This window comes from Phoenicibacter congonensis (assembly GCF_902386915.1).
GTDB classification, from domain to species: Bacteria; Actinomycetota; Coriobacteriia; order Coriobacteriales; family Eggerthellaceae; genus Phoenicibacter; species Phoenicibacter congonensis.
Genome location: NZ_LR698997.1, coordinates 650,905 through 671,294 on the forward strand (window position 1 = coordinate 650,905; position 20,390 = coordinate 671,294).

9 protein-coding genes are annotated in these 20,390 nt (G+C 41.7%); 7 read left to right on the plus strand and 2 right to left on the minus strand.

Translation table 11 applies throughout. The features are described from left to right. Positions 1–12 precede the first annotated feature (12 nt). The 3 genes from FXZ76_RS02800 to FXZ76_RS06365 all read left to right on the plus strand — a co-directional run bounded on the left by FXZ76_RS02800 (position 13) and on the right by FXZ76_RS06365 (position 9,403). Positions 13–3,207 (plus strand): cell wall-binding repeat-containing protein, encoded by a 3,195-nt coding sequence (locus FXZ76_RS02800; RefSeq protein WP_079535675.1) that lies wholly within the window; start codon positions 13–15, stop codon positions 3,205–3,207. A 247-nt stretch (positions 3,208–3,454) separates the two neighbouring features. Then, complete coding sequence (locus tag FXZ76_RS02805) at positions 3,455–8,227, plus strand: cell wall-binding repeat-containing protein (protein WP_079535676.1); 4,773 nt, start codon at positions 3,455–3,457, stop codon at positions 8,225–8,227. A 45-nt stretch (positions 8,228–8,272) separates the two neighbouring features. Further along, complete coding sequence (locus FXZ76_RS06365; protein WP_197682088.1) at positions 8,273–9,403, plus strand: TVP38/TMEM64 family protein; 1,131 nt, start codon at positions 8,273–8,275, stop codon at positions 9,401–9,403. A gap of 100 nt (positions 9,404–9,503) precedes the next feature. Here the strand turns inward: FXZ76_RS06365 and FXZ76_RS02815 are convergent, their stop codons facing one another. Then, positions 9,504–10,055, minus strand: coding sequence for a hypothetical protein (locus tag FXZ76_RS02815; RefSeq protein WP_079535677.1), 552 nt, complete (start codon positions 10,053–10,055; stop codon positions 9,504–9,506). A gap of 215 nt (positions 10,056–10,270) precedes the next feature. On the opposite strand from FXZ76_RS02815, the gene FXZ76_RS02820 reads away from it, so the two are divergent. Beyond that, complete coding sequence (locus tag FXZ76_RS02820; RefSeq protein ID WP_162273042.1) at positions 10,271–14,842, plus strand: leucine-rich repeat protein; 4,572 nt, start codon at positions 10,271–10,273, stop codon at positions 14,840–14,842. 445 nt (positions 14,843–15,287) lie between these two features. Here FXZ76_RS02820 and FXZ76_RS02825 read toward each other — a convergent pair whose 3' ends face one another. After that, positions 15,288–18,188: a DUF6020 family protein gene (locus tag FXZ76_RS02825; RefSeq protein WP_157887280.1), complete on the minus strand. Its 2,901-nt coding sequence runs from the start codon at positions 18,186–18,188 to the stop codon at positions 15,288–15,290. Between the two features lie 84 nt (positions 18,189–18,272). On the opposite strand from FXZ76_RS02825, the gene FXZ76_RS02830 reads away from it, so the two are divergent. The 3 genes from FXZ76_RS02830 to FXZ76_RS02840 all read left to right on the plus strand — a co-directional run bounded on the left by FXZ76_RS02830 (position 18,273) and on the right by FXZ76_RS02840 (position 20,388). Beyond that, entirely contained in the window at positions 18,273–18,437 is a 165-nt protein-coding gene (locus tag FXZ76_RS02830; protein WP_079535680.1) for a flavoprotein, read from the plus strand. 149 nt (positions 18,438–18,586) lie between these two features. After that, a complete protein-coding gene (locus FXZ76_RS02835) occupies positions 18,587–19,405 on the plus strand; it encodes an ATP-binding cassette domain-containing protein (protein WP_197682089.1) in 819 nt (272 codons plus the stop codon). A gap of 2 nt (positions 19,406–19,407) precedes the next feature. Further along, the gene (locus FXZ76_RS02840; RefSeq protein ID WP_197682090.1) at positions 19,408–20,388 is read left to right on the plus strand and encodes an ABC transporter permease; all 981 of its coding nucleotides are present in this window, start codon (positions 19,408–19,410) and stop codon (positions 20,386–20,388) included. Positions 20,389–20,390: the final 2 nt, after the last annotated feature.

The window sequence follows — 20,390 nt, forward strand, 5'->3', positions numbered from 1 at the left end:
AAAGGAGGCTTCATGGCGGATCTAAAAAAATCCATTTGCTTGAGGCCTCCTCTCATTTTGTTTTGTTGTTTGTTGTTCCTTCTGGCTTTTCCTGTTTGTGCTTTTGCACAAGATGGTGCTGTGAGCGCCGATGATGCAGATGTACTCAATGACGGTTTCTCACTTTCGTGGGTCGAAAGTGACGGGGAGCACGTCAAGGAAAAAGATTTGTTTGAAAACGAACGCTTTAATTATGTGATGCCCGTCAAAGATGTAGATGGAAACGCAGTAGACGGAGTCAAATTCCAAATTTGGAACGCCACAACGCAAACAAATGAGACGGAGGTCATTTCAGCTGATGGAAAGATTAACCTGTCACTATTAAAAAATCACAACTACATTTTTTTCCCAATGGATAAAGCATGGCAGGGTAAAACCTATGTCTGGGTTAAAGATGGAAAACTTGTGAGCACTAAAACTCTAACAAAAGAATCTTTGAGTTCTCCAACAGTTTGGAGTTATCCAGAGGTTACCCAAGTAACATTGAGCAAACGCTCACAAGCACTAGACAACGAAAACGATGCGAGGCGACACACTTTTTCTTGGTATTTAAAAAGGGATGGCAATGATATCGCTTTGTTTAACCCAAAAGTGGAGTTCGTCAGCACTCTTGAGACTGTGGAAGGAAGGGTTGTAACCTATTCAAGCGGAAGCACCACAATTTATGCTTCTTTGCTTGAAGATGTTGACTACATGGTAATCTACAAGAGCCCTTCTGGCGTAACTTTAGGTGTAGAGCCTTTTCCTGTTGTCTATAAAGACAAAAGCGAATATCCAGAACAATTTAGTGAATATTGGCCTGTTGCTTCGACATATGACCACAGATGTTGTCAACAAGTTCTTTACTTTAATGTAATTCCTTTGTCTGAACTAGGAAGCACTTGCGATAGCATTTCTACAGATGATGGAAACACAACTGTCGAGGGAATGGACTTTACCGATGAGCAATCGGGAAGAAGGCCATCTCTTCACACTTTGGATGTTACTTCGCAATATAAAAATCTAAATGGGTTTGTTGACTATGGGGTTTATTCGATTAAAGCTGAGAATACTGCGCGAAGCGAAGCTTTTAAAGTCGCGGGACTCGATTTTAAAATCACCCAAAAACTACCAAGCGGAAAAACTGTTAAAGCAGTTTATGAAATGAATGATGATGGATCGCTTTTAAAATTAAATTCATTTACTCAAAATGGAGATGCGGTCAAGTTCACAACGAGCACTCTTTCTGCTAAACCAGTTGTTTTTGAATACACCTCTGATGCGCCAGCTAAAAGCAAGATTTTGAATTTGAAGGTTGTGGATGAAGACGGCAACGCTGTGCGTGGTGTTGGAGTTGAGCTCACTGCACAAGGCGAGTTACAAAAGCCAGTCATTTCTCTTCCAACGACCGATGCCTATGGCGAGACAGCGCGCGAGTGTGACGACACAGAAATTGTGGACGTTGCCTATCAAATTTCAATTAAGAACAATGCACGAGAGTTAGTTTCTGAAACTACGGTTCAGTTTGCACGCAACGACACTAGTGGCGTTTATGTAGACAAAATCAATGGGCAAGATTATTCTGGTGAAGCAACTGTTGTTGTTAAAAATGTTGTTAATCGTTCAATTCTGAAATTGAAAGTTACCGATGGTGCAGGCAACCCAGTTGAAGGCGTGTCGTTAAAGCTAGTTCCTGACGCAGACAATGTTCAACACAACAAAGATTCGATTATTCTCACAACAAGAACCGACAAAAATGGAGTTTTGAGCAAGGACATTTCTGAGCTCATCAATGGATCAGGAGAGACAGAATATTGGACTATCTCAACAACTGACAGCAGCCTTGGAGAACCAGAGAGCAGCGCAAAGCTAAAAGCTGATTCAGTAATTTCAATTGGCATGGGTGAAGATGGAGATAATCCTGGTGTGCTTGAATATGACATCGTTGCAGCTCACGATGGTATCCCATACTCTTCGAAGGAATATGCAGGTCTTGTTGATTTGCGTGTCGTCAAAACTTCACTTGTGCAAATACAAAACTATCAGGATCACGCCCAAAGACTTGATAGGCCATTTTTAATTGTTGAGAATGGCTCTAAGATTGAGGCTCCTGAGCTGGTGACTGATGGAACGCCAATTGCTGGTTGGTATACTGACCCCAATTTCACAAATAAATGGAATTTTGATAACGATGTCGTGAGCGAAAACATGTCATTGTATCCAAAGTGGAAAACAAGTCTTGGTCTTAGAGTGACGCGTCTTGCTGGCGATGACTGCTATGGGACAAATTTTGACACGTTGTGTCAGGATGTTGACAATAATGGAAGACCAAATGGAGTAATTGTTTGTGGAACAAGCCACTATCTTGACTCATTGAGTGCCGCGGCACTTTCTGGACTTCTTGATTATCCCGTTTTGCTTGTCAATGGTTCAGACTCAGTTTTGAATGAAACTTCGTTATCGGCAATCAAAATGCTCACTAATGATGGCGCAAATAAAATTGAGTTAATTGTTCTTGGTGGCAAGTTTGCCATTTCTGAAGAGATGGAATCTCAGTTGAGCGCTTTTGACAGCGACGGAAGTTGTGAGAGAATTTTCGGCGATGATGGGTATTCAACCAATCGTGCTGTCTATGACTTTGGATTGACCCGTGGTTCTTGGAACTCAGATGAAGTTTTGATCGCATCTGGTGCGGGTTATCATGATGCTTTGGGGGCTGGCGGCTATGCAGCAGCCAAGAATACTTTCATTTTTCTTGCAAACCCACACAGTGACAACTCTTCAATGATTGCGAAGGCTAAAAATCACTCTAGAGCCACAATCCTTGGTGGTGTTTTTGCGGTTTCTAACGAAACTCAAGCCGGACTAGAATCGGCTGGTCTAACAACAGCCAGGCTTGCAGGGGATGATGCCTACAAAACAAATGTTGAGTTTGTTAAATATGCTTTGGCAAATGGAATGAGCCTCAACGCTGCTGGTTTCTCCTCTGGTCTTGGCTATTACGATGCTCTTGGCTCTTCTCACATCCTTGGAAAGTCTAGGAGTGTGATTTTTTTGATTTCTCTAGACAGTTCGCTAAATCGTCCTGCAATAGACATGCTTTACAACAGCACTGAGGAATTGACTGATGGAACTGTTTTTGGTGGTGAAGCAGTAATCACACAAGACTTTGTAAACAGCATTCTGTAGTTTTAAGTCTCAGCATTTCTTCTTTGTTTAAGGACCTGATTAGTCGGGTCCTTAATTATTTTTTAGCTTTATTTTCTTTGATAAAATTTAAAAGTCTAATTTTTGAACATTTGCGCCTTTGAGGGAACTCGTTTATCTGCAAAACGAATTGCACATGTTCTCTAACGTCTGCTTGTCAAATAATTCTGTTATGGCAAGACATTTCTGCAACTTTTCAATGTTGATATTTTATGGAAAGGGTTTCTAGATGCTAAAAAAATTTACATCGAGTCTTTTAGCATTATGTTTGGCTTTGATGGCTCTGCCGGCCAATCTAGCTTTTGCTGAGGACTCAACTAGTCAGGTGTTGACAACACCTCTTGAGTTTAAAGCTCAGGTTGTTGACACATCTGGCACCCCAGTTGTTGGTGCGAAATTTGCAGCATATAAAACTGGTAGCGCGCAAGGTGCTGTTTCTCCTGGCGCATCAACAAGCGGTTCTAAGGTGGAAGAATATGTGACTGACAGTGATGGAGTTCTGACTGTTGAATCAAAGTCACTTGGAGATCTTGTTTACACCTATTACTTCGATTCATTGTCTTCAAGGTATGTTGCACTCAAGTCATCTGATGCAAACAACCAAATTCAATCGATTGAAATGAAAAATGAACTTAAGCAAGCAACTGGCACAGGCGATGTTCCTCTTTATTTAGGATTGCGTGAAAAAGCGACATCTCCTGTTCTTCGTTATTTTAACGATGTTGCTATTGACACTGAGAACTTTGTTACTCTCGATTCAACACCAACAGCAACAACAAGCACTCCAACTTCTATTGAAACAGAGGTCAAAATTGTTATGGCTCCAAGAACAGGGGTTTATAAAGACGCCCTGAAAGAGCTCATTGATTCTGCTTCAACACTGAATTCATCTGACTACTGCTATGGATTTGATGATATGTCAGCCGTTCTTTCTGTTGCAAAAGGCGTTTATGACAATGGCGCCGCAACCCAACAAGACGTAAATAAAGCAAGCGCTGATCTTCAATCGGCAATTGATGCCATGATTAAATATCCTCCAACCACTGAAGATGAATTCCAAGCTATCGTTCTTGGGCCAGATGGAAAAACTTTTTCAGATGAAGTTAAGTTTGCAGCATATGAATTGAATTCGGACGGCTCGACTAGTGAAAATGTGCTCGCAGATGACATCACTCCAACGAACGGCATTATTCGTTTAACGGCTGCTGATCTTTCCAACAAAAGTGCTGTTGTTAAATTAAAGGAAAATGAAAATTACGAGACTGAAGACACCATCAAACTCGATGTTGCAGTTGAATATGGTGCAGGATATTTCGAGAAAGTAAACGGAGAAGCTATTGGTTATGGCAACACCGTTTATAAATATGCCTTCAAGCTTGCAAGCAAAGAAGTTAAGGTTGATGTTCCAGTTTCTGGACCGCTCACACTAAATGCAAAAGTTGTTGATGAAAATGGCAAGCCAGTGTCCAACATGAGATTTGGACTTTATAAATCTGGTTCCGCCAAGGGCGCAAAACAACCAGGTGCTAATGCATATGGCGCTGCTCTTAAGGACTACTACACTGACAAAGAAGGTGTTCTCAAAATTAGTGCTGCTGAGGCGGCAGAACTCACTGATTATTGGTATACAACCAAGTTGTATTCACTCATTAAAGCCAAAGATGCAAATTACAATGTAAAAAACATTAGCATTTCGAATGAACAGCGTCAGTTTTCAAGAGACGGGAATTTACCTCTCTATCTTGGACAAGACGAGAAAATGACGACTCCGCGTTTGAAGTACTTTAACGATTTTGCTTTTACTGACATTGAATTTGTAAACCTTGATGCGAACAGCACAAAGCCATCTGAGGCGCCAATTCCGTTCGACACGGAAGTAAAAATTGTTGTAGAAACCAGAACTGGTGTTTACAAGGACTCCCTAAGTGAGCTTGTCAACAGCGTTTCATCCTACAAAGCCTCTGATTATGCTCAAGGATTTGAGAGTTTTAGCTCTAATCTAGCTACGGCAAAAGATGTGGTTGCAAACAACGAAGCTACTCAAGACGCGGTTGACAAGGCAGAGTCTGATTTGCAAGCTGCTATTTCAGGTTTAATAAAATATCCTCCAACAGATTGCAATTCATTTAACGCGTGTGTTATTGATGAGAGTGGAAAATATTTCTCTGGTTCACAGACTTTTGTTGCCTATGAGCTCGACGACAATGATCAGCCAACCGATACAATCGCTGCCGACAACATTTCAGTTAGCAATGGAATTTTGAGCGCCACTCCACAATCCTTAAACTATAAAAATGTTCTTTTAAAACTGAAGGATAACAACAAATACACGACTTCTGATGAGTTCAAAATTAAAGTTCAACCTCGTCAGAGTTCTTTCTTTGATGATTCTTGCATCCTGAGCGTTAATGGGAAAGATGTTTCCGCTTACGGCACCACTTTAAAAGAATTCTCCGTGAAACTTTCATTAAAGCCTGGCTGGGAAGACCACGCTGGTGGTGTTCCAAAAGGACAGACAGTGAAAGTTGCAGACATTCCAGTTGAATATACCGATGGTGAGGTGGTTGAAGACGGCTTTACTATCGACTTCAACATCCCAAATTCGATAACTTCAAAGCTAGAACACAAGGTTTTTGAGGTTAAAGACGGAAAAATTGCTGGATTTGAAACCGTTTCTGGTTATGAGACTCAAGCCACAATTCTCTACACTAACCAAAAGTATGGAGCCTTTGCTGTTGTTGGTAATGAGGGGACGCTTTCGATGTTTGGCCGTTATGAAGGCAAACTTCCTCTTTTGTGGAGCGCAGAAGATGGTGCTGATGGAGAAGAACAAACACTCGAGAAGATTCTGATTAAAAAGGCACCAACACGCGACGAGAGCACTAACGCAAACAGTGGAAAATCTCAAGGAGAGGGTGTTGACAATCGCTACGACGATGGCGAGCGTCCAGATGCATTCGACACGACCTACAACACACTCGATGTTGTTTTACAAACTCTTCCTATTAGAGACGAAGACGGAAGTGGCGTGAGCAAATCTCTCAAATTTAATTTCTTCGATGCGACAACACAGGAGTTTGAACAGGTAGTTGAGTCTCTGCCAGGACTCCTTCCTCAAGTAACCCTCAAAAAGGATCATCACTACATCGTTTATTTGCAAGATGATGAATATGAGATGAAGAATATGTATTTCACGCTCAATAACAGCAGCGTCGAAACATATCCTATTGACGACAAAACTGACCAGCGAATTCAGCAAGTCACTGTAAAAAAGAAAGCAACAGTTGGGGAGAGCCCCGATGTTCGCAGACATGAGGCTTTCTTTGCTATTGGCTACAAGGACGCAGAAGGCAATGTCGACTATTCGAAATACTTCAGTGATTTAACATTTAAATTTGTTAGTGAAGACGACACACAAACAGGTGAGTGGATTTATGACGAGAATGGGCGTCTTGAAAATCAAATAAAAGTAAACCTTATTGAAGACATTCAATATATGGTGACTGTCGAATCTAGCGATTACACTATTGACTCATTCCCTGTCACAATTAAAAATCACGAGGAAAACCCACTAATTCGTCCATATTTCCCATACAATCATTTCATTTGCGGGAATGTTTTAGAGCTTGATGTTATTGACAAAAGCGAGGCTCATAAAAATGACAGCCCGATAACGAGCATCTCAGGAAAAACAACTGTTAGTGGTTTGAACTTTATGACAAACATCAGCAGCGGAAATTATCTGCTGAACGATCGCATTTTGGGTGATGTAAAGGTTGATGAGTTGGAGGGCCAGGACTATGAGGTGCTCGACCTTGACATGGTTAACATGTACAGAAATGGCGAACTCAGCAAGCTTGCGATTGGTGACTTCACAGTTGAGACTCAAATTCAGTCTGGCAAAAAAGTTAAAGCGGTCTATGAACTTAAGAAAGACGGAAGCCTAAACCTTTTGTCTCACACACAAGATGGAGACAAACTAACTTTCAAAACAACGTCGATGACTATCAACAACTATGTGATTGTTTATGACAAGCCACCAAAGAACATTGAGAATGTCGTGAGATTGTCAGGTGATGACTGCTATGGCACAAACCTTCAGACAATCAAAGAAGACATTGCACAAAATGGCGCACCAAGTGGCGTGATTGTTTGTGGCACTGGTCACTATCTTGATTCTTTGAGTGCAGCAGCTCTCTCTGGTCTTCTCAACTATCCAATTTTGCTTGTAAATGGAACAGATGATTCCATTAATGCCTCCTCACTTCAGGCATTGACTGAGATTACTGCAGGTGGCACAGGCAAACTTGATGTCATTTTGCTTGGTGGTAAATTTGCTGTTTCTGAAGGAATCGAGTCTCAGCTAAATGGCTATGACAATGACGGCAAATGCGAGAGAATTTTTGGAGACGATGGTTATTCAACAAATCGCGCAGTTTATGACTTCGGAGCAACTCGCGGTTCTTGGAACAATGATGAAGTTCTCATCGCGTCTGGAGCTGGCTATCATGACGCTTTGGGTGCCGGCAGCTATGCTGCTTCCAAAAACACTTTCATTCTTCTTGCTAACCCTGCTGGAGACAATTCTGAAATGGTGAAGAAGGCTGCAGCTCATGCTAAAGCTACAATCCTTGGCGGAAAGTTTGCGGTTTCAGATGAAACTCAGCAAGCCATTGAAGCAGCAGGTGTTGCGACTAGCCGAATTGCTGGAGACGATGCCTATAAAACAAATGTTGAGTTTGTTAAGTATGCAATAGCTAACGGAATGAAGCTTGACAAGGCAGGATTCAGCTCAGGTCTTGGATATTACGATGCTCTTGGTTCTTCCCACATTTTGGGCAAGTCAAACAGCGTCATGTTCTTGATTTCTAAAGATGACTCTCTGAATCAGCCTGCATATGAAGTTATTAAGAATAGCGATGAAACCATTGGTTCATCGAGAATCTTCGGTGGAGAAGCGGTCATGACAAAATCGTTCGAAGACGCTTTGAAATCTTTGTAATTTATTGTTTGGATAAAAACTAGATTTAAGTAGAAAGGCAGTTTTGTGGATAAAGCGATGAAATACATTAGCTTTTTGGTTGTCGGATTGTTGGGGGCACTTGCGGCGTCCTATGCGATGTATTCGACAACCAACCACAAAGCTGGCCTTTTGTTCATTCCAATTGTCGTTTTATTGTTTGCTATTTTTGCTTTTGCAATGAGAGGAAGTGAGAGGGGCATTGGCTGGAAAGGAACGTGTTTTGCTGCAATGGTGCTCGTTTCTTGCGCTGTCGCATGGATGGGGCCAACACTTGGGCTTTTCACTCGTCCTGCCGTTGCTTTGCAAGAGGCTTTTGGATTTTCTGAGGCGCTTGTTCCTTTTGTCACTCAAGTGTTGTTTTCTATTGCAGGCATTGGAGTTGTCGCGGTTTGCGCATGGAATTTTATTTCTCCTGCTCCAGAACAAAAGTTCGATGATGAAGATGAACGCAAAAGAGTTAGGTATGCCCAAACAGTAAAGATGATAACATTTATCGTTCTCTTTGCGGGCATCCTAATTTGTTCTTGCGTGCCTTCCATCAGAGAAGAACTAACAAAACTTGCTTCCTATGCTTCAGGCGATTTTGGTGGCCTCACAGAATACATCAGAAGCTATGGGGCATATGCTGTTGTTGTTACATTCCTGTTGATGATTTTTCAAAGTCTTGCAGCGCCAATACCTGCTTTTCTCATTACATTTGCAAATGCAGCTGTGTTCGGATGGGTGTGGGGCGCACTCATTTCCTGGTCGAGCGCAATGGTTGCTTCTGTTATTTGTTTTTACATCGCAAGATTTCTCGGGCGAGACGCCGTTATGAATTTTATGAGCAAAGGAATGCTTGCTTCAATCGACAAATTCTTTGAGAAATATGGCAAAAATGCGATTCTAGTTTGCCGTCTTCTTCCTTTTGTTTCCTTTGATTTCGTTAGCTATGCAGCCGGACTCACAGGAATGAATTTTTGGGGCTTCTTTTTGGCGACTGGAATTGGTCAGTTGCCTGCAACGCTTGTTTATTCCTACCTTGGCGACATGCTCACATCAGGCGTTGTTTATGCAATGTATGCAATTCTCACAACCTGTGCTTTATTCGTTGCAATCATGCTTGGAAGAAAGGTCTACAAAGACCGCCACAAGGGCATGATTGTTGATGAGTAATCATTTCGTTTAGTTTTTAATCTTCCACCCAGACCTGAGTGTATTCAGCAGGTATCACGACTTGATCATAGATTGGCGTGTACTGCTTATGTAGGCCATTTCAAGGTTGTGGCCGGTGCGCTTGCCAGGCAGCTTCATTTGGAAATTGAGCGCCACACATGCAAACCACGGCTACTAGATTGTTTACCACTCTTTCTGGAGTCACTAGCACTTGCTCCCAGTGTCCCGATGGGGGTTTTGCGGTGCTGCCGCCACTTGGGTTGCCACTGTTCGTGTTTGTACTGCTTGTTGCTGGGTTATTATTCTTAGTTGAACTATTCTTGCTTTGAGTGCCGTCTCTAGAATCGTCTTCTGAGTCGGCCTTTTCATCTTCGGAGTCTTCCTCTTCTTCTGCTTCAATCTCTTCCTTAGCTGGTTCTGGAACAGCATCAGCTTCTTCTTCAATTAAGTCAAGCAAGTCTGATTGTCCCAACAGTGCTTTTTTTGAAATAGTTTCTATGTTTGCGTTGTTCTTTTTTTCTGGATTTTTTCCGAATGCTTGGACGTTGATTTGCACAATTGGCAATGAGAATGCGAGAACGAGCGTGACAAACAGTGTCACTTTATCAAGCTGTGTTTTTGCCGTAGTTTTTATAATTGCGTTTTTGCGCAAAATTCTCCTTAAGAAAATGATTATATAGTGGTGTTATTGGGAAGCAGAACCATGCTCTGTGCAGGCAGACACGGTGATGTGTTATGATATTTCGACTACAGTGGACCACTGCAACCGTCTGTATATCTTACTGCATAATCACAAAAGTGCTTCATTTTTTCTGCCTGATTCATAGTTTTTCTACAATTTGGTGCATTCGTTCATTAAGGAGAAGTATGTTGACAACTAATAAATTAAAGGTGTCAGTTGCCTTCGTCGTCGCAATGTTTGTTCTTGGATTTGTTGCATTGTTTCCTTCTTGCGCAATTGCAGAAGAATCAAACGTGGCTGATGGTGTTTCTGTTTCTGGCACTGCGTGGACTTCAGATGATTTTACCTATGCAGATGTACAAACAGTAACGAGTTCAACTGGGGGCGAACCACTATACCCAGAGGGAGTAAAGCTCTATGGATGCGACTATTCTAGGCAATTCTACTTAAAAGGAATAGTCGTTAGTGGTTTTTCTGAGTCAGGCGCTCAAAAGTTAGCCGATGGCAACACCGACATTGTCATTCCACGAACCGACACAGAAGGAAACGTTTTGATTGGGGTTGGACCTTCAGCTTTTAGAGAAAAAGGTCTCACATCTGTTGAGTTCCCAACTGGAATGAAGACTGATTATGTTGATGAGACAACTAAATATGTTTCAAGGCGTGGCAATTTTGTAATTCTAGAAGGGGCTTTTTCAAAAAACAATTTAACTGAAGTGAATTTGCCAGAAGGTGTCATCGCTTGCATGCCAAATTCTTTTTTCATGAATAAGTTGGAGACTGTAAAGCTCCCTCGCACAATTTGGTGGATAGAAAATCAGGCTTTTGCGAGAAACCAGATCTCTGAGGTCGTGTTCCCTACAACCACAGATTTTCAACTTGAAATCCATGGAAGTGCGTTCGGTTCGAACAACATTAAAAGTTTGAGACTTCCTGATTTCACCGCTGTTGTGAATAAGACCGCATTTGTTTTAAACCCAGGACTAGAGGCAATTTCAGATGCTTGCACTAATTCCAGCATTAAAAATGGCGGCGGCGTTGTCTACATGTACACCGACAATTTGAATTTGCAAAACCTAGACAGAATCCACACCACCGACAGAGCAACAGAAAGCCAACACTCATGGTGTCAAAAGCTGATTTCTGAAATTGGAGCCTACAAATCTGACGTTCAGTGGCTCTCGCAAGATTTCACCTATGAAGACACAGAGAACTATCGTGTCAAAATCACTGGTTTAAGCGAAAGTGGAATTGCAAAAAGAAAGGTTAATCCTGACCTTGCATTCCCCGACGTTGACTCGCGTGGAAGATTTGTTGTAGAAATTGCTGGAACAACTAATAATTCAGAATTTGAAGGTGGAGTTTTTGCAACTGCTGATGAAAAACTAAGGTCAGTCACTTTTCCATCACTTTGCAAAACTATTGGTGAAAACGCCTTTAGATGCGCTGGGTTAATAGATGCTGTGATTAGCAACGACGTTGAGACGATTGGACTTGCTGCTTTTCAGCAGAACAATCTCTCAAGCATAATCTTGCCTGATTCAGTTAAATCAATTGGCGCAGGTTGTTTTGCTACTAACCCGACTCTTGAGAAAATCGATTTGTCAAATAGTTTGACAGAAATCCCAGGTGGGGCTTTTGGCTGTAGTGACGGTGTTAATTACATGACGAACCTGACAAGCATAAAAATCCCTGAGTCAATTACATCTATTGGGCAAAATGCTTTTGCTGGGAATAACTTTCATGAAATCAACATTCCGAAAAGTGTTAAATCAATTGGCAAGTATGCTTTTTCCACTAAGAACTATTTAAGCGATGAGTGCAAGTTGACTCTTGAAGAGGGACTTGTGTCGATTGGTGATTATGCGTTCAGAAACAAAGTCATCAAAGAAGTTCATCTCCCAACGACAGTTGAAGAGTTAAAAGCTAAAACTTTCATTAAGCAATATTCAGATAGCACACATGCTGTTGTAACTAAAGTCTATGTGTCTAAAGAGGTTCAGGCGACAGATAAAACGAAATTCCCGACGTCTGAATATCACGAAATTATTTTAGACACGAACAACTTGTGGGTTGCAAGCGACTTTACCTATGACAACGTTGTTTCTTCTGGCGGAGATTCAATTCGTGTGGTTACTGGCTTGAGCGAATCAGGACAAACTAAAGCAAGCTCTCATAAAAATCTAGTCATTCCTTCTTCTGACACAACAGGTGCAACAGTGCAGGGAATTGGCGCAGCTGCATTTAAAGGACAAGAGTTTACGTCAGTTTCATTTGGAAGGGGAACTGGAAAAATCGAGATTGGAGATGAGGCTTTTGCAGGTTGCAGACTTGATAGCATGGTGTTGCCAGACGAGCTTGTTTCGATTGGCAAATCTTCTTTTGCTGACAACAACTTAACAACCCTAAACATCCCTTCTACTTTGAGCACAATTCCTGAAAGCGCATTTGAGAACAATGCTTTTAAAGAACTCGTTATTCCTGGAAATGTGCACGTTATTGAAAGGAATGCTTTTTACAATCCAAGCCCAGCAAGCGATTACATTAGCTCGCTTTCTTTAAACGAAGGATTGATGACAGTTGCTGACAATGCTTTTGGTGGACTCATGGCCACAAAGGCTGAGTTGCCATCCACCGTCTCAGAATTGTCAGAACTTGCTTTTGGAGACACAACCTCAAATCCTGTTGCCCTTCACACCAACTGCAAGGAAATTGTTGATGGTCTAACTAACCTCCCTGCTAAAGGCAAAAATTTTGAAACAGTTTACGATAAATTAACCCTCACAGGCTGGTCATCTGAAGACTTCACCTATGTCGGATCTGCCATTACTGGTTTCTCTGAGACAGGAAAAGTTAAACGTGAATCTAACCTAAATCTTGTTTTACCAGACGTTTCCCCTGATGGAACAGTCATAACGGAAATATCAGGTTACGTTGCGCCGACTAAGCTAAGCGACGTTAATCAAACAGTCGTTGATGTGGGAAATCCTGTTTTCGGGGTTCCTGAAAGCGAGATTTCATTTGGTTCATCTGACAAAGGAAATGTAATTAGTCCTAATGGCTTGAAGTCGGTTATTTTGCCAGCAAGCTTGCAAACAATTGGCGAGAACGCTTTTAGATACAACAATCTTGAGATAGTTCAATTCCCAGAAACGCTAACCTCCATTGGAACAACTGCTTTTAAGGGGAACAAGCTCACTAACATCTATCTTCCCGATTCTGTCACAAGTTGTGGCGATGGATGTTTTTCTAACAACAACATTACGAAGGCTCGTCTCTCCGAGCAAATGCCAATTATTCCTGACGGCTTCCTTTCGATGAACATTCGCATGGAAAACATCACTTTGCCTGAGTGCATTACCGACATTGGGCAAACTGCCTTTGCTGGTGCTCGTTTAACAGAACTTACTATCCCATCAAATGTCACACACATCGGAAGAAAAGCGTTTCATTTGCATCACTTGTCGGAGCTGACGATTCCGGGAAATGTCAAAACTATCGATGACAATGCTTTTGAAGGCACATTCAAAGGACAAACATTAAAGAGCCTAACCATCGAAGAAGGTGTTGAGTCTATTGGAAATGGCTGTTTTAAAGAGGGTCTTTTGGCAGAAGTCACTCTTCCTGCAAGCGTTAAATCTTTTGGATATAAAGTCTTTGAGAACAATGTCGGCATTGACCCAGAAAAGGGTGATCACAGAGTAAAAGTTCTTTATTCTGATGCTTCACAGGGGTCTCTCTTCACTGAAGGTGACAACACGGTTTTGATTGAAAAAGTTGACGAACCAATTGGAAATCCTATTAATGTCACAAGACTTTCAGGTGATGATTGTTATGGGACAAATCTCGACACTATCAAAAACGACATCGAAACCAACGGTTTGCCAACCGGTGTCATAGTTTGTGGCACAAGCCATTATCTTGACTCATTGAGCGCTGCTGCTCTTTCGGGAATGTTGGACTATCCTGTTTTGCTTGTAAATGGTTCCGACGATGCTATTAATTCGACATCTTTAGAGGCTCTAAATGAGCTAACTGGCGGTGGCTCTAGAACTCTTGACATCATAGTGCTTGGGGGCAAATTTGCTATCTCTGATGGCATCGAAAGTGAACTTTGCGCCTATGACAGAGATGGTGCATGCGATCGAATCTTTGGTGATGATGGATATGCAACCAACCGAGCGGTTTATGATTTTGGAAACACACGTGGATCTTGGAACGCAAACGAAGTTCTCGTTGCTTCAGGTGCGGGCTATCATGACGCACTCGGGGCTGGAAGCTATGCAATGGCAAATGATTCTTTCATCTTGTTAGTCAATCCCTATGGTGATAATGCACCGATGGCAGAAAAGGCTTCGCATCATGCAAAAGCCACAGTGCTTGGCGGCTTCTTTGCTGTCCCCCAAGATGTTGAAAATTCGTTGACATCATCTGGAATTGCTACTTCAAGAATTGCTGGCGATGACGCATATCAAACAAACATTGCTTTCGTAACCTATGCAGTTGCTCAAGGAATGTCGCTAGAAGGTGCAGGTTTTAGTTCTGGACTTGGTTACTATGACGCCCTTGGCTCTTCACACAATCTTGGCAAAACTAAAAGCGTCATGTTCCTTGCTTCGCTGGATGAGAGTCTCAATCAAGGAGCCTATGATTTAATGAAGAGCTCTGGCGCTAGCATCAAAAACGCTAAAGTTTTTGGCGGTTTGGCTGTCATTTCATCTACAACCGAAAATGCTATTAGGACTGTCCTGCAATAAATTTCATCTGGCGCATGCATTTAAGGATCTTTAGTTAAAGGTTAGTGGGTGTATAAGGGCCGAAAAATTGGTTAGTCATTATTTGCATTGCGAAGTTTAAAGAGCATCAGTCACCCTTGGCACCCTTCGGGGTGCTTTTTTTTCTGTGCAAGTCGCAACCATTTCATGGATTAAACATCATCTTGATGCTGGGGTTTGCGCCGACAGCTAAGTGTGCAAATTAACGACCATTTCCAGATTAAAATGCAACTTTGTTTTGTGGCTAATTCTATTTTTTTCTATTCTTCTTTGTTGATTTTTGTGGTTCAGCCCATCAGTTAGATGGATTTAAGCTGACTCGCTTTGCGGCGCTATCTTAAAGTCTGAGGTCCTTATTTGACTGCCTTTGCGGTCTTTATGGGCAAAATTGAGATGATTTTCCTGTGAGCTCAAACCAAGATTCTAGTTAGTGAGATTTATTTGTGAAAACTAGAAAAAACAGTGGAATTGAGATTACGAGTGGATATATGTATCTAAACAAACACACTGGTGATAAAAAGTAGGTCACAATCAAACCTAAAGTCAAGAGAATCGGAAGCGTTAGGTCTCCTCTTTTCCTACAGATTGCCGCCATCATGCAAGTGACAAAAAGCATGAAATAAAACCCGCTTTTAACTCCAATTGAGAGGATTGGGATGTCATTCCAGCTAGTCGATTTGAACCATTCTGCAATTTTGTTGTCAATGGCAGGGATCAGACTAGTGCGAGGAATGTCAATGTAGTTGGGGTTAATGTTTGTTCCTGTTGATGTTTGATATTCAACATAGGGATGATACATTCGAGGGTCGGGGTAGTTTTTGGCTGGATACCAAAAGCCAAGTGAATTCATCAGAAACGCATCAACATATGATTTCGGGCATTTTAGGCCAATCGACACATAAAGCTTGAGATATTTTCCCAAATCGTTTTTGACATAGTTTTGGTTCAGCCTATCCTTTGCAACATCAGAGATCTCACTTTGCCCCCAATACCATGAGCAATCAGTTGGTGCATAGCCATATGCTTCGGTGTTGTAGGCCTGTATATAGATTAAAATTTCGTCATCATTAAAGCGCTCAGGGTGTTCTTCAAGAGCCCTGGCCATTTGCTGAGACGGGATTGATGACATCTCACGAATCGTCACTTTTGAGCCTGAAACCCCAAGTGCTGAGAAGAATGGCCCTGATATCGCATAGAAGGCCGCAATTGAAATTAACCCTGCAGCAAGCAGTTTTTTCTGTTTGTGCCTCACAAGATAGGGAATTGCCAACACAATCATGACCAGAAATGCATATGCTCCGTTGTTTCGCATCAGCATCATGAGTACGCACCAGACACAAAGTGGAAGCATGTTTTTGGCAGTTATAGTCTCATTATTGGTGATTTTGCTCCCAAGCTTGGTTAGCTCAATTAGTGCTAGCAAAAAGAAAGTGCCAAAGAGCACATCTTGACAAGTTGAAATGCGTGTGATTAATGCAAAGGGGAACAACGCAGAGAACAAAAGTGTTGCAACGAAAAAGACAAAACTTTTTGATCTGTCCAGAACGAAAATGCACAACTTATACAGTGCATAAATGCTGAAAGACGCTTGAATTATCATTGCAATTGAAAGTCCAAGACCAGTTGAGGCAACGGATTTTCCAATGTTTATGCAAGTGCCAAGCAACGCGGAATACAGAACTGAATATTGTGTTCTCAAAGGCACGATGGAATTCAAGAACTGTAACACGTGGTTCCCGCCGTCGTAGGCATAAAGTCCAGGAAACATGATTAAGAACATCATGAATTGAGGAACTGCAAGAATAAAAACTGTGATTATCTTCAATCTTCTGGTTGGTTTCAAGCATCCGTTTTTGCCTTTTGCAATCTCTTTTGTTGACTTGTAATTGCTTGAGTGTCTTCCCTTTACAGTTTCGCTTGGAGCGAAATGCTCGCTATTTGCTTTGCGCTCTGTACTTTCATTGTCCTTAAAAGCGTGTTTGACATTTGAGTTTTCTGCCCATCCTTCAATAACATGCTTTTTTGGTTTTAGGACAAACAAACAAATTGGAGAAACTAAAATCATGGCGGAAATGATTTTAGCAACGGTTAAAAGTCGCCACTCAACTGCTGAATTTGTGTCTAGTTGATAACCAAGCACAAAAACTATTGAGACATATGCCGACAAAGCTAACGTGCAAATAATTAACCTTAGAGTGAAGCAACGCTTGCAGGTTGCAACCTCGTGAGAATAACGACTTGTGTTTTTAGCTGAGTATAATTCTGCTGAATTTTTTTCCGCTGGATAGTCGTTTAGGCTTCCCTGTTGGTTCTCACATTCGTTCTTTCTGAGAGATTTGATTAGTGCGCTTGAAACAACACCAAGTAATATCGAGACGACCAGGGTTAAAAACCAGAGCTCCAAACGAGGCGATGTAATTAAAGACTGGGCGCATTCGCTTGCAGTTGCAATGCTTCTTCCCATGCATGCCATGACCCAGTCCCTAACGGCGAGATGAATGACATATGCAATCATTATTGGTTGGTTTCCAATTTTTGCAGCAGCTGCAAAAAGTTTTTGCGCTGATGGGTTGTCGGTTTGAGACGCTGGATATTTTATTGCAAGCACGAACAAACAAAACACAAGGACATATGTCGACGCATAGATTTCCTGCCAGCCAAACAGCAGACATTCTCCGTAAGATAGAAGCGCGGCAACGAGCGAGCCGATTGTTAAACCTGGCGTTTTCTTCTTTTTAAACTTTTCCTCGTTTTCCCGAACAAAAAGACCTAGTGAGAAACAGGGGATTCCCATGAAGAGCCATGTTCTGAAATAGGGGACATCTGGTTCAAACAATCCAAGAAGTTCTTTTGTGATAAACATGAATGCAAAAAGCAAAATTGAAATCGCATAAAACGCCTTGTTCGAAATCTTGAGTTTCTTCGTCACAAGAACTATTGCATAAACATAGACGAGTGCTGGCAAAAACCACAAGTGGCCAACAGCTCCAGTTTGATTGAAAAGAATGAAATTAATGTAGGTGCTTTTACTATTTAAGTTTGCGAAGAATGCATCGGATCCGCCCCAAATGTTGAGGATTGAGATGAGCAAATAAAAACAAAGAGAGACTGCAAACAGTACTAATATTTTTTTCAGTCTTTTTAAGATTTTCTTCGCGTTTGAATTGTAGGAAAAGAACCCCGAGACCGCAAAAAAGATGGGAACTCCAATTCTTGACAAGCAATTAAACAGCCACTCGATGCTCGTTGTTGGCGTTGCCATGTGAAGATAGACTACGCCTGCAAAAGATACAATTTTTAGTATGTCGAGAGTTTTGTTGCGACCCATCAACAACATTATATTTTGTTTCGCACGAACAAAACTCAGCAAAGTAGCGACAGAATTATGAAGCAATCATACAACAAGGAATGAGTGCCACGCCACACGTCTATTATCCCGCGCGAGCTTGCGCCTTATTTGATTGCACCTGCTACTGGAAACACAATTGCCAAGCTCGCTTGTGGTATGGCCGATGATGCAGTTTGCGCATGTGCTATTCGTTTGGAATACACCTCGTCCGTTTGCCGGAAAGTTTGACCGCATTTCTTAACAGTCATAAAATATATATGAACAAGGTTAAACTGCAAAATTTGTTCTGCACTTGCAGTATATTCCTGCAAAAGAGATGTGGGCGCTTGCCCTGAAGTTGTTTCTTTTTTAGCTCTGCGCATTTTAATAGGAGTAAATTGCCCAAAGAGATTCTGTGTATTGGGCAGAAAGAAGCATATATGAATTCCGATTCGAAGAAACCGTCTAATCCGACGGTCGACTTGGTGGGCATTCACAAGTCTTTTAATCACGTTAGAGCTCTTGTAGACGCAAATTTGCAAGCGTTCCCTGGAGAGGTGCTTGCGATTGTTGGGGATAACGGTGCGGGGAAGTCTACACTCATAAAGATTCTATCGGGAGTTTTAAAGCCCGATTCTGGTTTGATAAAAGTCAATGGCAAGGAATATGATTCACTCACGGTAACCGAGTCATTGAATGCGGGAATTTCGACTGTTTATCAAGATTTATCTCTTGGAAACTCACTGGATGTTGCCTCAAACATTTTTATTGGAACTGAACTCACTAAATTCGGGTTTCTTGATTCAAAAAAAATGCACGAACAATCCAAAAAGCTTCTTAAAGAACTCGAAGTTGACATTCCTGACACTCATGCAATTGTTGGAGATTTGAGCGGCGGTCAACGCCAAGGGGTGGCTGTTGCACGTTTGGTCCATCACGGTGGAAACATACTTATTTTTGATGAACCAACAGCTGCAATGGGTGTTGTTGAGTCTGACCACACATTGAAATTCATAAAGTCTCTTGCGAAAAAAGGAATGACTGTTGTTCTGATTTGCCACAATTTGTCACAGGTTTTTGAATTTGCTGACAGACTTGCTGTTATGAGACACGGAAGCGTTCTTGTTGAGAAAAGTATTTATGACATCTCAATGAAGAATGTGCTTGAGATCTTAACAACTGCAGATGGCGCTAAAAGAATTGAGCAGGAGCTATAAACATGGAAATGCTTAAAAACTATTGGGCTAGCGTAAAAAGGTCACGTCAAACATATAACCTCTTTTTGCTCCTTGTCATGGTTGCAATCATAGTAATCTTCTCGTTTTTGTCGCCATATTTCTTGACAGGGGCTACCTTTAAAAATGTGCTCAACCAAAGTTCACTCTACATTTTCTTAACCATTGGCATGGCTTTTGTTATTGCGGCTGGCGAGATTGATCTTTCGGTCGGCGTTGTTATTGGTTTTGTTGGCATGGTCATGTCGGAAATGCTTGCAGCAGGCATTGGCGCTCCAATTTGCTTGGTAGTTGGAATTATTACAGGTGCTTTGATTGGTCTGTTTAATGGATGGCTTGTCTCACGTTTCAAAATCAATTCTTTTATAGTCACTTTGTGTACGACAACTTCTTTACGTGGGGTAATTTTGTTAATTATGAACGGCAAGTCTAATTATGGTTTTGGCTCGTTGTTCTCATTTATCGGCGCAGGCGATGTTGGTTATAGCGGACTTTTAAACATGCCAATCTTGCTCGCTATTATTGCGGCTGTTGTCTCTGATGTTGTAATGAGAAAAACTAAATTTGGTGTCTACACAATGTTTCTTGGTGCCAATGAAGTTGCTTTGAACAGGTCTGGAGTAAAATCTTCGCGCCACAAGATTGCTGTTTTTGTTTTATCTGGTGTGCTTTCTGCGATTGCGGGCATTATTGTTATGGCTCGTCTTGATTCAGCGCAACCGCTAGCAGGACAAGGCTACGAAATGGACGCGATCGCTGCGGTAATCTTGGGTGGTATTGGTCTCGATGGAGGTCGAGGAACAATCGCTGGCCCTTGCATTGCATGTCTCATTTTGACAATCATTAAAGTTGGACTTACATTGATGGGAGTTTCAACTCACTATCAAGAAATTATTACAGGCATCATCATTTTAGCCTCAGTGCTTGTGTCAAATAAAGAGATTAGAAAGAGGAGCGAAGTTTAAAT